At 60.7% G+C, this 14,962-nt stretch carries 14 protein-coding genes; 10 read left to right on the top strand and 4 right to left on the bottom strand.

Annotated elements, in window-relative coordinates; translation table 11 throughout:
• The first annotated feature begins 22 nt into the window (after positions 1-22).
• The 5 genes from IG629_RS09740 to IG629_RS09720 all read left to right on the top strand — a co-directional run bounded on the left by IG629_RS09740 (position 23) and on the right by IG629_RS09720 (position 4,700).
• On the top strand, positions 23-1,318 hold the full coding sequence (locus tag IG629_RS09740) for an ABC transporter substrate-binding protein (RefSeq protein WP_193171768.1): 1,296 nt from the start codon (positions 23-25) through the stop codon (positions 1,316-1,318).
• Positions 1,319-1,386: 68 nt separating this feature from the next.
• Entirely contained in the window at positions 1,387-2,244 is an 858-nt protein-coding gene (locus IG629_RS09735) for an ABC transporter permease (protein ID WP_193171767.1), read from the top strand.
• Position 2,245: 1 nt separating this feature from the next.
• Entirely contained in the window at positions 2,246-3,091 is an 846-nt protein-coding gene (locus IG629_RS09730) for an ABC transporter permease (protein WP_193171766.1), read from the top strand.
• Positions 3,092-3,099: 8 nt separating this feature from the next.
• Entirely contained in the window at positions 3,100-3,837 is a 738-nt protein-coding gene (locus tag IG629_RS09725; protein ID WP_193171765.1) for an aspartate/glutamate racemase family protein, read from the top strand.
• Positions 3,838-3,854: 17 nt separating this feature from the next.
• Positions 3,855-4,700 (top strand): GNAT family N-acetyltransferase, encoded by an 846-nt coding sequence (locus IG629_RS09720; protein ID WP_193171764.1) that lies wholly within the window; start codon positions 3,855-3,857, stop codon positions 4,698-4,700.
• Positions 4,701-4,751: 51 nt separating this feature from the next.
• On the opposite strand, the gene IG629_RS09715 is transcribed toward IG629_RS09720, so the two are convergent.
• The 4 genes from IG629_RS09715 to IG629_RS09700 are packed head-to-tail and all read right to left on the bottom strand — an operon-like array spanning position 4,752 to position 9,181.
• Complete coding sequence (locus IG629_RS09715; protein WP_193171763.1) at positions 4,752-6,290, bottom strand: amidohydrolase family protein; 1,539 nt, start codon at positions 6,288-6,290, stop codon at positions 4,752-4,754.
• 56 nt (positions 6,291-6,346) lie between these two features.
• The gene (locus tag IG629_RS09710; protein ID WP_319025057.1) at positions 6,347-7,171 is read right to left on the bottom strand and encodes an ABC transporter ATP-binding protein; all 825 of its coding nucleotides are present in this window, start codon (positions 7,169-7,171) and stop codon (positions 6,347-6,349) included.
• Positions 7,161-8,108, bottom strand: a complete 948-nt coding sequence (locus IG629_RS09705; RefSeq protein WP_193171761.1) for an ABC transporter permease — start codon at positions 8,106-8,108, stop codon at positions 7,161-7,163. The genes IG629_RS09710 and IG629_RS09705 overlap by 11 nt, the downstream gene beginning before the upstream one ends.
• 2 nt (positions 8,109-8,110) lie before the next feature.
• Positions 8,111-9,181 carry an ABC transporter substrate-binding protein gene (locus tag IG629_RS09700; protein ID WP_193171760.1) on the bottom strand — a complete coding sequence of 357 codons (1,071 nt, stop codon included), beginning with the start codon at positions 9,179-9,181 and terminating at the stop codon, positions 8,111-8,113.
• A 596-nt stretch (positions 9,182-9,777) separates the two neighbouring features.
• On the opposite strand from IG629_RS09700, the gene IG629_RS09695 reads away from it, so the two are divergent.
• The 5 genes from IG629_RS09695 to IG629_RS09675 all read left to right on the top strand — a co-directional run.
• Positions 9,778-10,740: an N-carbamoyl-D-amino-acid hydrolase gene (locus IG629_RS09695; protein WP_193171759.1), complete on the top strand. Its 963-nt coding sequence runs from the start codon at positions 9,778-9,780 to the stop codon at positions 10,738-10,740.
• Positions 10,741-10,772: 32 nt separating this feature from the next.
• Complete coding sequence (hydA, locus tag IG629_RS09690) at positions 10,773-12,185, top strand: dihydropyrimidinase (RefSeq protein WP_193171758.1); 1,413 nt, start codon at positions 10,773-10,775, stop codon at positions 12,183-12,185.
• Positions 12,186-12,188: 3 nt separating this feature from the next.
• Positions 12,189-12,857, top strand: a complete 669-nt coding sequence (locus IG629_RS09685) for an aspartate/glutamate racemase family protein (RefSeq protein ID WP_193171757.1) — start codon at positions 12,189-12,191, stop codon at positions 12,855-12,857.
• 1 nt (position 12,858) lies between these two features.
• On the top strand, positions 12,859-13,794 hold the full coding sequence (locus IG629_RS09680) for a polysaccharide deacetylase family protein (protein WP_319025056.1): 936 nt from the start codon (positions 12,859-12,861) through the stop codon (positions 13,792-13,794).
• A gap of 240 nt (positions 13,795-14,034) precedes the next feature.
• On the top strand, positions 14,035-14,962 hold a 928-nt coding region (locus IG629_RS09675), incomplete at its 3' end, for a TRAP transporter substrate-binding protein (protein WP_193171755.1).

Genomic DNA, 14,962 nt, shown 5'->3' with positions numbered 1-14,962 from the left:
ACATCGAAAGAGGAGGCTTCAGATGTCGAACAACAAAAACCAGACTACGCCAAAAGGAGCGGTGTCGCGCCGCGGGGTATTGAAGGGCATGGCCGCGGGGGCGGTCGCCGGTGGAGCGATGATCAAGGGCGCGCCTTTCGTTCATGCATCCGAGCCGATCACGCTGCGGATCGCAGGAACCGGTGTGAACCAGTTCAAGGAATTGGCTGACAAGGCCAAGGAAGATCTCGGCTTCACCATCCAGTACACCTCGCTTACCTCGGATGACGTGGTGAAGCGGGCGGTGACCCAGTCCTCGTCCTTCGACATGCTCGATGCCGAATACTGGATGCTGAAGAAGATCGTGCCCAGCGGCAAGATGAAGGGCATGGATGTCAGCAAGATCAAGAATTACGACAAGATCGTGCCGATCTTCACCAAGGGCGAGCTGCCGGATGGCACCAAAATGTCCCGTCAGGGCATCGCGCCGATCAAGGTGAGCTATCTCGCAGGCGAAGAGTCCAGCGAGTTCGCGACCGACCCGAGCGGCTACATGACGCTGATCCCGACGGTTTATAATGCCGATACGCTCGGTATCCGTCCTGATCTCATCAACCGGCCGATCAACAGCTGGGCCGAGCTGCTGAATTCCGAGTTCAAGGGCAAGGCCTCGATCCTGAACATCCCGTCCATCGGTATCATGGACGCAGCCATGGTCTGCGAAGCGTCCGGGCTCGCCACCTATGGCGACAAGGGCAACATGACCAAGGCCGAGATCGACACCACCATGAAGGTGCTGACGGAGGCCAAGAAGGACGGCCAGTTCCGCGCCTTCTGGAAAGAGTTCAATGAGAGCGTCAACCTGATGGCGTCCGGCGAGGTGGTGATCCAGTCCATGTGGTCGCCTGCCGTCACCAAGGTGCGCTCCATGGGTGTTCCCTGCGTGTACCAGCCGCTGAAGGAAGGCTACCGCGCCTGGGCCGGCGGCCTCGGCTTGCCGTCCCATCTCGAAGGCAGGCAGCTGGATGCCGCCTACGAGTTCATCAACTGGTACATGTCCGGCTGGGCCGGCGCGTTCCTGAACCGTCAGGGCTACTACACCGCCGTGCTGGAAACAGCGAAGCCGTTCATGTCCGAGGATGAGTGGGGCTTCTGGATGGAAGGCAAGAAGGCTGCGACCGACATTATGAGCCCGACCGGCCAGAAGATCGAAAGCGCCGGATCCGTACGCGATGGCGGCTCTTTCTGGGACCGCATGGGCAATGTGACCGTCTGGAACACGGTGATGGACGAGGACCGCTACATGGTCCGCAAGTGGAATGAGTTCATCGCCGCTTGAGGCATTGACCATCCGGGGGCCGGTCGACCGGCCCCCGGATATCTTTAACCGGGACCGGGACGTCTGACATGGAGTGGTTGAGATCCAGGAGCGCTTACCTTCAGGCTGCGCCGCTCAGCCTGATCTTCCTGCTCTTCTTCGTGCTGCCCATCGCCATGGTGGTTGTGGTCAGTTTCTTCGATTATCAGGCCTACCAGATCCTGATCCCGGATTTCGTGCTGTTCAATTATCAGGACGTGTTCTCGTCCGAGGTCACCTACCGGACCTACTTCATCACTTTCCGGTTCTGCCTGATGGTCTGGGCCATCACGCTCGTCCTCGGCTTTGCCATCGCCTATTTCCTCGCCTTCCATATCCGCACGATCACCATGCAGATCGTGCTGTTCCTGCTTTGCACGATCCCGTTCTGGACCTCGATTGTGATCCGGATGATCGCCTGGATTCCGCTGCTTGGCCGGAACGGGTTGGTGAACAATGCGCTGGTTGCGTCGGGTTTTACCGACGCGCCGGTGGAGTGGCTGCTCTACAGCGAGTTCGCCGTGGTGATTGGCTATGTCCATCTCTACACGCTGTTTATGATCGTCCCGATCTTCAATTCCATGATGCGCATCGACCGCAGCCTGCTTGAGGCGGCGACCGATGCCGGGGCGAGCGGCTGGCAGACTACGTGGAACGTCATCGTACCGCTCTGCAAGCCGGGCATCGCCATCGGTTCGATCTTCGTGGTCGCCATGGTGATGGGGGACTTCGTCACCGTGAACGTGCTTGGTGGCGGTCAGGTCGCTTCTGTCGGCAAGGCCATCGCGGCGGAGCTGTCCTATCTGCAGTTTCCGCCGGCGGCTGCGAATTCCATGGTGCTGCTTGGTGTGGTGATCCTGCTGATCATGCTGCTGATGCGCTTCGCCGATATCCGGAAGGAGCTCTGACATGGTGCATGGCCGTCGCTCCCGCAGTTTTTACGCACTGTCGATCCTGTTCGGCGCCTTCGTGCTGTTCCTCTACGGCCCGATGGTCACCGTCATCCTGCTGGCTTTCCAGGGCCCGGACGGCGGGCTGACCTTCCCGATGAACGGCGCCTCTCTGCACTGGTTTGCGGATATCTTTCAGCCGCAATCCATCGGCGATATCTGGGGCTCGTTCGACCGCTCCATCAAGCTCGGCATGATGGTGATGCTGGCGACCGTTGTGGTCTCGTTCCTGACCGGGCTTGCCTACAGGAAGAAATTTCGCGGCAGTTCCGTGCTGTTCTATGTGGTCATTGCCAGCCTGATCATGCCGTCCATCGTGGTCAGCCTCGGCATTGGCTCCATGTTCGAGCTGCTGGGTATCGAGCGGTCCTGGTGGAGTTCGGCCTTCGGCGCGCATCTTACCTGGACACTGCCCTTTGGCCTTCTGATCATGTTTGCGGTCTTCAACCGGTTCGATCCGGCCTATGAGGAAGCGGCGCGGGATCTCGGCGCGAGTGGCTGGCAGACCATTCGTCATGTCGTGCTGCCCATCGTCGCCCCCAGCTTGATCGGCGTCGCCCTGTTCGGTTTCACCCTGTCCTATGACGAGATCGCCCGGACCTCCCAGTCGGTCGGCGCGCTGAACACGCTGCCGATGGAATTGCAGGCTATGCAGACCAACGTGACGACACCGGTGATCTATGCGCTTGGCGCCTACACGACCGCGCTGTCGCTGGTGGTGATCGGGGTAAGCCTCGTGCTGGTGCTGGCTTTCCGCTGGCGGCAGAAAAGATTCGGCTCCGATGCCGACAAGGGTATGGTTTAATCAGTGCCATGAAAATCCTCGTCATAAATCCGAATACAACCGCTTCCATGACGGACAAGATCCGTGAAACCGCGTGTGCCGTCGCTGCGCCGGGCACGGAGATTGTTGCCGTCAATCCGCTGGACGGGCCGGTCAGCATCGAAGGCCATTACGACGAGGCATATTGCCTGCCCGGCCTGCTCGACGAGGCCCGCAAGGGCGCGGCGGACGGAGCCGATGCCCTGGTCATCGCCTGTTTCGACGATCCGGGCCTGGAAGCTTGCCGTGAGCTGCTCGACATTCCGGTGATCGGCATCTGCGAGGCGGCGATGGCGGCGGCCTCCATGGTCGGGCACGGTTTCTCCGTTGTCACGACATTGCCGCGCGCGGTGCCGATTATCGAGGCTCTGGCTTTCAAATACGGCTTTGAGCGGCAGTGCCGCCGGGTCCGTTCCGCCGAGATTCCGGTGCTGGCACTGGAAGAAGAGGGCGGCGGCGCTGCCGCGAAGGTGCGCGAGGAAGTTATCGCCGCCATCGAGCGGGACCATGCCGAAGCTGTCCTGCTTGGCTGTGCCGGCATGACCGATCTCGCCGATGCGCTGACGAAAGAAACCGGCGTGCCGGTGATTGACGGTGTGGCGGCGGCCGTAAAATTCTCCGAAGCGCTCGTCGGACTCGGCCTGAAAACCTGCAAACGTCTGGCTTACGAAAGCCCAAGGCCGAAATCCTATGGCGGTGCCTTCGCCGATGCTGCACCCAAGCCCTGAAGAGGGAGCTCTGAATAATGGAGCAAGAGTACACAATACGCGCCATGACCGGAGCCGAAGCCGGGGAGGCGGTCGGTTGGGCCGCTGCCGAGGGTTGGAACCCGGGCGGCCAGGACGCATCCTGTTTCACCTCGGTCGATCCGGAAGGCTTCATCGGTGGCTTCCTGGGCGACCGTATGATCGCCTCGATCTCGGTGGTGAATTACGACCCGTCCTTTGCTTTTCTCGGCTTCTACATCGTGCATCCGGATTTTCGCGGCAAGGGCTACGGCTTCACACTCTGGAAGGCCGGAATGGCTCATGCGGGATCGCGCACGATCGGGCTCGACGGGGTTGTGGCGGAGCAGGAAAACTACAAGCGCTCCGGTTTCGATTTCGCCTACCGGAACATCCGGTTCGGCGGTGTGCCGAAAGCGCTGACCGTTGAGGATGCGGCCTTCCTGAAGCCGCTCACCGCGCTTTCCGATGAGCTGGTAGCCTATGACAGGAAACTGTTCCCGGCGCCGCGCGATCGCTTTCTCGATGCCTGGCTCGCCACTTCGGACCATACCGGTTTCGCCGCGATGCGGGACGGAGCACTTGTCGGTTATGCGGTGGTGAGGCCCTGCCGGGCCGGCAGCAAGATCGGCCCGCTCTTCGCCGATGATGCGGCTGTTGCGCGCCAGCTTGCGAAAGCGGCTGTCGATGCCGCCGGGGGCGGCGAGATTTTCCTTGATGCGCCGGAGCCAATTGAACAGGCCGTCGCACTCGCTCGCGAGCTTGGGCTTGAGCCGGTATTCGAGACCGCCCGGATGTATCGCGGGACGGCGCCCGATATTGATCTCGGCCGTGTCTTCGGCGTCACCACCTTCGAGCTTGGTTAGGACAAGACCGGGAAGCGAGGCTTTGCCTCTCTCCCCGGCTCTCATTGACCATCAGATGCGTGAGCTTGGCTTATAGAAAGGCTCGTGCTGGGCCGGGTCAAAGTAGTTCTCGTAGAATTTCTTCACATGCGGCAGCAGCGCCTTGGAGAGCTGCCGGCGCTCCACCTCGTCATTGGAGAGCGCGGATTGCAGATCGTCATGCAGCGCTTTCAAGGCGCCTTGCTTGTCCACCTTGGTGAATACGCCGTCGCGATAGATGATCTCGCCGTCGCACATCACCATGCGGACGCCTTCGGTTTTGGCGCGTTGCATCACGGCGTCGAGCAGGGGCATTTCCTCGTCGAGATAGGGGTAGGAAACCTGCTTCCAGTCGATCAGCGACAGATCGGCTTTCTTGCCGACTTCGAGGGTTCCGATGCTGTCTCCGAAAGGTGTTGTTTTGGCTCCCCCTGATGTCGCCATGCGCAGTACCTGAGGGGACGTCGGGACCACGTCGTCCATGCCGGGGACCCTGTGTGCCCGCAAAACCATCCGCATTTCCTGCAGCATGTCCCGGTCATCGTTGATGCCCGCCTCGTCAAGGCCGATGGCGGTGTTAACCCCTTTGATCTCGAACACGTTCAGTGCTGCCAGTCCCGACCGCAGGCGGAAGTTAGACGAGCAGTTGTGACACACGCAGACGCCTGTCTCGGCGATCCGGTCGATATCGCTCTCGTTCAGCCAGACGCCGTGTCCCAGCGTCAGGCGCGGGCTCAGCATGTCGAACCGGTCGAGGTATTCGAGCGCGGTGCAGTCGCCCCGCCGTCGCGCATATTCCTTCTGGTAGGCGGTCTCGACCAGATGCATGTGCATCGGCGCGTCGTACTTCTTCGAGGCATCGGAGAGTGCTGTCAGGGCCTTGTCCGAACACCAGTGCAGGTTGGCCGGGGCCAGCTGGATCTTTGTGCGCGACTTGCTCTGGTGCTTGCCGTGCAGGCTCTCGAACATCGCCATCGATTCATCGAGGCCCATCTCGAAGCGCTCGAACCAGCGTTTCATGGGGTCTTGCAGCTCTTTCGGCAGGGATGCGACGAATTCCTCGTCTGCCTGATAGACCAGACGGTTCTGGTCGCGCAGGGCGAAGCAGTAGGACGCCCGCATGCCGATATCGTCATAGGCTTTCAGCACTTGTTCGGAATAGCCCTCGACCTGATTGATCTTTCCGGGCATCCAGCCGTGGATATGCTGCACTGTGGTGATACCGGAGGCGATCATCTCGAAGGCTGAATAAAGCGTGTCGAGATAGACGTTCACATTGCGGCAGATCATCCGGGTGATAAACCAGAGCTCCAGCGGCATGTCGGGCGAGCCGAGCTGGACCGGCGTCAGGCCGACATGGTGATGGCCGTTGACGAAGCCGGGCATCATGATTTCCTGCCCGGTGCCGACGACCGGCACGTCCGGGTTCTTGGCTAACAGGTCGGCATAGGTGCCGATCTGGGTGATGATGCCGTCTTCCTGGAGAACGGCGCCATCGTCGACGATTTCGACGGTTTCGCGGTCGATGGTGCGCGCGATCATCGCGCGGCTTCTGATCAGGCAACTGGTCATGGAGTCGCTCCATTACTAAAAACTGGGATGTCGGATGAGGCGTGAGACGCCGCCGGTCAGACGGCTTCGGCCATGCCTTCCTGTTCCGCGAAGGCGCGGTCCACTTCATCCTTGAGGAGTTGCGTCAGACGTTTTCGCAACGCCTCGCATTCCGGGGAGAACGGATCTCTCGGGCGCGGCAGGTCTACCTTCACGGTTTCCTTGATCCGTCCCGGGCGGGAGGTGAAGACACAGACCCGGTCCGCGAGCGCAACCGCCTCGTCGATATGGTGGGTGACGAAGACGACTGATGCACCGCTATCCCGCCAGACATCGATCAGGAAATCCTGCATCTTCTGCCGTGTCTGGACATCCAGGGCCGCGAAGGGCTCATCCATCAGCAAAACCCTGGGCCGCATTGCCAGCGCGCGGGCAACAGCCACGCGTTGCCGCATGCCGCCTGAGAGTTCGTCCGGGCGTTTCGATCCGGCCTCCGTCAGGCCGACACGCTTCAGCACATCCTTTGCCGCGGCCCGCCGATCCGGCTCGCTTTCGCCCCGGATCTGAAGTCCGAAGCTGACATTTTCCCAGACACTGAGCCACGGGAAGAGCGAGGTTTCCTGAAAGATCAGGCTGCGGTCCGGTGACGGCGCTTTCACCTGCTCGCCGAAATAGGTCAGCGAGCCGCCGGTCTGCTGTTCCAGTCCGGCGATGAGGTAGAGCAGCGTGCTCTTGCCGCAGCCCGAGGGGCCGAGCAGAACGACGAATTCACCGGGCTCTATATCGAGGTCGATATTGGCCAGCGCCTCGTGTGCGCGTGACGTTCCTGCCGCCCAAATCTTGCCGACATCGCGGCAAGACACGGCAGGTCCGGCGGTTTGAGTGTTGTTGTCAGAGACCACGAAGCACCCCCGATGGATCATTGACCCAGTAAAGCACCCGCTTCTGTGTCATCCGCATCGCCCAGTCGGTGGCAAAGCCAAGAAAGCCGATAAGCGCGATGCAGAAGAAAACGAGCGACGGGTTGAATGTGTTGCGGGCCAGCATGATGACTTGGCCGAGGCCGTAGCCGACTCCGGTGGATTCGGCGATCAGCACCACCATCCATGCGCCAAACAAATTGAGCCGCAGGATGACGAACACGCCAGGAAGGATGGCCGGGATGATCACGCGGCGATAGATCTGCGCCTTTGTCGCGCCCATGGTGCGGGCGACGTTGATCAGGTTCCGGTTCACGCCGTCGATATGGTTAATAGTTGCGATCGTCATATGGAAGAAGAGCGCGATCACGACCATGAAGATGGCCGGCGCATTGCCGATGCCGAACAGAAAAATCGCAACCGGTAGCCACGCAATAGGGGAGACCGGGGACAGCAGAGTGACTGTCGGCAGTGTGAGGCGCTCGACCACGATCCAGTAGCGAATGGCGACACCAAGCGAAAGAGCAAGGATTGCGGCGAGTGTGATGCCTATGAATACCCGCATGGCCGAGGAGACGACGGTGATCAGCACCGCTTGCCAGGGCGTTGGTCCTGCATCCGGGGAAACTCCGATCGCCCAGCGTTGCGCGGTGTTGAAAAACTTGGCCTGGTCCGCGAAAGCGCCAAGGAAAACATGTGGCGGCGGCAACAGTTTGGGGTCGGCCCAGCCGATGAACCAGAGAAATTCCCAGAGCGCTGCGAATGTGCCGACGGAGACGAGAGTCCAGCCAACTTTCGGCAGAAACTCCCGAAGCGGTTCCGGCAGCGTGTAGCCGGCCAGCGCCGGCGGACTGTCTTGTCCGCCGGCAACCGTGCCGGTCCCGCCGACCGGAGTTCGGTCAGTTGAGACCGAGGCCATGATCAGGCCGCCTTCAGCTTGAGCTTGCCGTAAAGCTCGGGATTCTCCGCAATGACTTCTTCAAGCGGGGTCCAGTCGATTGCGGCGCGGTCGGGCTTGTTCTTGATGTAGCCCATCTCCACCAGACTGTCGGTCCGGTCGAGGATGAAGTCGGTCTGGGACCGGGCATCGACCACGGCCGGCTGCTTGGCCATGGCGATCTTCGCGTTCTCCATCGAGGTTTTGTAGTAGGTGCCGACCAGTTTCTCGAGCGTACCCGCCGGATCGCTTTCCGCCATGAGCTGGGCCTTCATCATGCCTTTGATGAGCGCCTTCAGACCTTCCCGGTTTTCCTCGATCAGCGGAGACCTGGCTGCCAGCACGCAGTCCGTGTAGCCTTTGCCGTAGATGTCCGTGCCGTCGGAAAGCATGACCGCTCCCGGCACATCGTTCACAAGCGCCGTGCCGTAAGGCTCGATCGTGCAGATCCAGTCCACCGCACCGGCCTTGAAGGCTTCGACAGCTTCCGGGGTGGAGCCCATGTAACGGACATTGACGTCCTTGAAGTCGACGCCATGCTTTTTCAGCCAGTCGTAGGGCATGACTTCAAGAGTATCGAGCTGGAAGGTCGCAAGCGTTTTGCCTTTCAGCTTTTCCGCACTGTCGAGGCCCGGACGGGCGACGATGACGCAACCTTCGATGCCGCCGCCTGCGACGACCTTCACCGGTGCACCCGCATCGTAGAGCGCCATGAAGCTGGTATAGGGCATAAGGCCGACATCGACCTGACCGATGCCGAGGAACGTGACCTGTTCGGCAAAAGTCGGTGTGTTGACGAAATCGAGAGTCAGGCCGTCTTCCTTTGCCGTCTGTACGGCGTGAGACAGGAACATGTTGAGATTGCAGAAACCTGAACCGTGCGTCGACTTGATCGAGCTTTCGGCAGCTATTGCCGCCGACCCGAACATACCGGGGCCGGCCGCCATGGTAATAACCCCGGCGGGGCCGGCCGCCGTCGATTTCAGGAATTTACGCCGATCCATTCTGATGGCCTCGAAATCAGGCAGATCGAGGTGTCCGTGACGTTCACACATTTTAGCACTCCCTGTGGCTAGACGCTGGCCGCCGATTTTTCGGTTCGGTCCAACGCTGCAGAGAGGGCGCATAAGCCCCCTCGCGCCCCGTGATACGGGGCGATGTTGCGGGAGCGGTTTGCATTCAAGGTAAGGCACAGAAGGAGGATGATGATCCTCAGGTGCCTTGAAGAGACATCAAGTAGCGCCTACCGGCACTATCGAGGAATGCAATTGCATCGCCGCAACAGTGGGTGGCACGCCAACCAATAAGCTATCGCCGGAGCGATGCTGCGCTACAGCAAGCATCGCAATTCCCGTACCAAAGGAAATGAATCCTATAGTTCAGTGTGTTGATGTTTTTGTCGTCAATTAATATTCGAATTTCCTGCTAAATTTTGTGCAATGCAACCGAGTTGGTGCCGTTTTTATGTGCACTTCTCATCCGTCGGTCATGGTTTTCTTATTTTATTGTGAAATGTGGGGCGGGTTCTTCGAGCTGTGATGCTTGGTCTTGCTGGTTGTTTCGGCTTGTTTCCTTCTGGCCGCCGGGTACGGTCTGTATCTTGCAGGTCGGTTGCGAACTCCTCCCACGCGTACCAGTCCGGAGCGTGACCATGCGAAATGTAACCGTTGCCGCCGCCCAGATGGGGCCGGTGAACCGATCGGACAGCCGCTCCGCCGTGATGGACCGGCTGATCGCGATGATGGAAACCGCCTCAAGGCGTGGCGCCGATCTGGTGGTTTATCCGGAGCTGGCCCTGACCACCTTCTTTCCGCGCTGGTATATCGAGGACGATGCGGAGCTGGACAGCTTCTACGAGCGTGAAATGCCCGGGCCGGATACCGCGCCCCTGTTCGAGAAGGCGAAGGCGCTCGGCATCGGTTTCAGCATCGGCTATGCGGAACTGACCCCGAAGGGGGAGCGCTTCAATGCCTCCATACTGGTCGGCCCGGACGGCACGCTGTTTGGCAAATACCGGAAGATTCATCTGCCGGGGCATCCCGAGCATGAGCCCTGGCGGGCCTTCCAGCATTTGGAGAAACGCTATTTCCAGCCGGGAAATCTCGGCTTCCGGGTGTTCGATGGTTTCGCCGGCCGGATCGGCATGTGCATCTGCAACGACCGGCGCTGGCCGGAGACCTATCGGGTCATGGGATTGCAGGGCGTCGAGATGGTTTTGCTCGGCTTCAACACGCCGATCCACAACCCGCCGGCGCCGGAGCATGACCGGCTCTCCTGGCATCACAACACTTTGGTGATGCAGTCCGGCGCCTATCAGAACGCCTGTTTCGTGATCGGTGTCTCCAAGGCCGGTATGGAAGAAGGCGTGCATCATATGGGCGGCACCCAGATCATCGCGCCGACCGGTGAGACCATCGCCGTTGTAACGGGCGAGGGCGACGAGGTGATCACGGCCGATTGCGATCTCGATCTCTGCCGGTCCTACCGGGAAAGCGTTTTCGCCTTTGAACGGCACCGGGAGCCGGACAGCTACAAGCTGATTACAGGAACCAAGGGCTGTGTGACGCCGGAAGAGGCGAAGCGCATCGACCCAGCACTGGCGCGGAAAGACTAGCGCCCAAAAACGACAGGCAGGGGATGGCACGGATGCCTCACTACGATCTGATCATCAAGGGCGGGACTGTGGTTACCGCATCCGATACGACGCAATGCGATGTCGGCATTCGTGACGGGGTCATCGCCACACTCGGAATTGACCTCGGCGAGGCGGACCGTGTGATCGACGCCACCGGCAAGCTGATCATGCCGGGCGGCATCGACAGCCACGTGCATATCGCCCAGCCAAGCGGCGAGGGCATTGTCATGGCCGACGATTTCGAGAGCGCCACCCGCTCGGCGGCTTTCGGCGGCAACACCACGATCATGCCTTTCTGCCTGCAGGAGAACGGCAAGGGCCTGCGTGAAGCGGTGACCGCCTATCACGGCCTGGCCGATGGCAACTGCTACACCGATGTCAGCTTTCACCTGATCCTGAGCGATCCGACCGAGCAGGTTCTGGGCCAGGAACTCCCGGCCCTGGTTGAGGACGGCTATACCAGCTTCAAGGTCTTCATGACCTACGAGGGGCTGAAGCTGGACGACAAGGAAATCCTCGATGTCATGGCGACGGCCCGGGAAACAGGCGCTCTGGTCATGGTGCATGCGGAGAATTACGACGCCATACGTTTCATGACCGAGCGGCTGGAGCGGGCCGGCAAGACGGCGCCGCTCTATCACGGTAAATCCCGTCCCATCGTGGTTGAGCGGGAAGCGACGCACCGGGCGATCAGCCTGGCCGAGCTGGTCGATGTCCCGGTGATGATCGTGCATGTCTCTAACCGCGAGGCAATGGAAGAGATCCGCCGGGCGCAATCGCGCGGACTCAAGGTCTATGGCGAGACCTGCCCGCAATATCTGGTCCTGACCGAGCAGGACATGGACGGCCTCAACATGGAAGGCGCGAAATATGTCTGCTCGCCGCCGCCACGGGACAAGGAAAGCCAGGTGGCCTGCTGGGAAGGTATCCAGACCGGCGTCTTCTCCGTTTTCTCCTCCGACCATTGCCCGTTCCGGTATGACGATCCGGAAGGCAAGCTGATCCCGAAGGGGCGCACCAGTTTCCGCTGGGTGCCGAACGGCATACCGGGAGTGCAGACCCGGTTGCCGATCCTGTTTTCCGAAGGAGTGTCGAAAGGCAGGATCACGCTGAACGAGTTTGTCGCCCTGAGCGCGACCAATCACGCAAAGACCTACGGCCTTTATCCGCGCAAGGGCAGCATCGCGGTCGGTGCCGATGCCGATATCGCAATCTGGGACCCGGAGCGCAAAGTCACCATCACCGAGGCCATGACCCGCGACGGTGCCGATTACACGCCGTATGAGGGGATGGAGGTGACCGGCTGGCCGGTCACCACGATCCTGCGCGGCGCGGTCGTGATCGACGAAGAAACGCTGGTCGGCGGGAAAGGCTATGGCAAGCACCTCTCCCGTGACCGTTCTCCCCTTGCTGCCCCGAGATAAAGCATGACCCACAAGCACAAGATTCTTCTGATCAATCCGAACGCCACCAAATACGTGACCGAGCGGATGGCCGTCGCTGTCCGCGAGGAGCTGGGCGCGGACTGGTACGTGGAGGAGATGACGAACGAGGGAGCGCCCGACATCATCACCGACGATGCGGGGCTGAAGCTGGCGACGGACCTGATGGTTCAGGCTTTCGAGAACGGGCGCGATCCGCTCGATGGCGTGATCGTGGCGGCTTTTGGCGATCCTGCACTGCAGGAGTTGCGCGCCAATCTGCCGGTGCCGGTCGTCGGTATCGCCGAGTGCGGCATGCTGGAAGCGGCGGAGCATGGCAATTTCGCTATCGTCGCGCCGACGCCGAACCTCTTCGACGCGATTACCGGTCTCGCCAGCAGCTATGGTGTCGGGGACAAGCTCTCTGCCCTGCTGACCACCAAGACAGACGCTTATGTGCTTATGAGCCAGCCCGACGCGCTGGTTGAAACCCTGCGCGGGATGATCGACGAGGCGGTCGCGCGCGGCGATGTGGACGCGGTGGTGATCGGTGGTGGTCCGCTGGCCGATGCGGCGAAGGCGCTGGCTGCCAGCAATCCGCCCTGTCCGATTGTCGGCCCGGTTCCCGCCGCTGCCCGGCGTATCCGCAAACTCATTCTTGGCGAGGATGCGTGAGGTGAGCGGGCGCGACTTTCTCGGCTACGGCAACACCCCGCCGAACCCGGAATGGCCGGGTGGGGCGCGGCTTGCCGTCTCGCTGGTCGTGAATGTCGAGGAAGGCGCGGAATACTCCGTCAGCCTTGGCGACGAGCGGAACGAGTCGGTCTACGAGATCGTCGAGGAAGTCGAGGGCGCGCCCGATCCCTGCAAGGACACGCATTTCGATTACGGTACGCGCGCCGGCTACTGGCGCATCATGGACCTGCTCGACCGCTATGGCATGAAGGCCTACATGAATTGCTGCGCCCGGGCCCTGACCCTGTCGCCCTGGATGGCGCGGGACATGGCGGAGCGTGGTCACGAGATCGGCTGTCATTCCTATCTGTGGGAGCGGCATGCAGGGATGAGCGAGCAGCAGGAACGGGAGATCATTGCCCGCTGCGTGACCGAGATCGAGGCTGCCGCCGGTGTCCGCCCGGTCGGCTGGCACACCCGTTCCGCCCCCAGTCAGAACACAAGGCGCCTGCTGGTCGAGGAGGGCGGCTTTCTCTATGACAGCGATGCCTATAACGACGATCTGCCTTTCGTGCAGGAGGTCGACGGGCATTCCCACGTGGTGCTGCCTTATGCCTTCGATACCAACGATATGCGCTTCCAGCGCGGCGGCGGTTTCACCTATGGCGACGATTTCGCGAAATACTGCATCGATGCCATCGACTGGCTCTGGGCGGAGGGCGCATCGGCGCCGAAAATGATGACCATCGGACTCCACCTCAGGATCATCGGCCGCCCGGGCCGGATTGGCGGGCTGGACAAGGTGCTGAAGCATTTGAGCGGGCTGGATGGCGTCTGGATTGCCCGCCGCGACGAGATCGCGAAGCATTGGCGGGCGCGTACGGGCTTGCCGGAATGGCAGGACCGCTCCGGTAAATCTGGCTTGCTGCCCGGTTAGCGGTCACAAATTTATGCGGGATGCTTAGAATCTGAGCATAATACGTTGCGGAGACAGGAGCGTAAGATGCAGAAGTTAATGATTTTAAAGAATAAAATCTGAACCGGTTCTGGTCCTCTTCTTGCAATCTTCTGGCAGGCGCTGAACTGGACGTCCCTTTCTACAGGGCCTGGTTTCCTTGGCGTTCTCTTCCTTCCAGGGCGGTGTTCTGCCGCTCTAAACAAAGAACAGGAGTGGCAAATGGGTAAATTCAAGACTCTCTTGGCTTCCGCCGCGATCGGCGCCGGAATGCTGGCGACCGCCGGCAATGCGCAGGCGGTGGAATGGATCATGGCGTCCGGCTATCCGGACAGCAACTTCCTGACCAAGAACCTGAAATTGTTCGTCGAGGATGTGAAAGCCGGCACCTCGGTCGATATCCAGCTCAACTCCAATGACAGCCTGATCAAGCTCGACGCGATCAAGACCTCAGTGCAGCGCGGCCAGATTCCGATCGGCGAAATTCGCCTCGGCGTCTACGGCAATGAAGATCCGATGTACATCCTCGCCGGTCTGCCGTTCATCGCTCCGGACTATGCTTCCGCGTGGCTGCTGAAGGACCTGCAGAAGGGGTACTTCGATGCGATCTTCAAGAAGGCCGGCCTGCGGGTGCTGTTCTACCAGCCGTGGCCGGGCCAGGGCTTCTACACCAAATTCCCGGTGACCAAGGTCGACGACTTCAAGGGCAAGAAGCTCCGGATCTATTCCACGGCGACCCAGAAGATGGGTGAAATGCTCGGCTTCGACGCCACCATCCTGCCGTTCGCGGAAATCCCGCAGGCCTTCTCCACCGGCCTGATCGAGGCGCTGTTCACCTCGCCGCAGACCGGTATCGACATCCAGGCATGGGACAATACCTCCAACTTCACCTATGCCGGTGCGATCTTCTCCAAGAACGCCGTCATCGTGAGCGAGAAATATTTCGCTGCCCTGTCGCCGGAAGATCAGGCGGGCATGCTCGCTGCGGCCGAGAAAGCCGAGCTGCGGGCCTGGGAAATGAGCGCGGAAACCACCGCCGCCCAGATCAAGGTGCTGACGGATAACGGCATGTCCGCCGCCACCGCGCCTGAAGAGGTTACCGCCAAGATGAAGACCATCGGTCTCGAAATGATGAAAGGCTGGCGTGAAG

It is taken from the genome of Nisaea nitritireducens (assembly GCF_014904795.1).
Taxonomy (GTDB): Bacteria; Pseudomonadota; Alphaproteobacteria; order Thalassobaculales; family Thalassobaculaceae; genus Nisaea; species Nisaea nitritireducens.
Note: the sequence above shows the minus strand (reverse complement) of the source record. Positions and strands in the feature narration are given on the sequence as shown.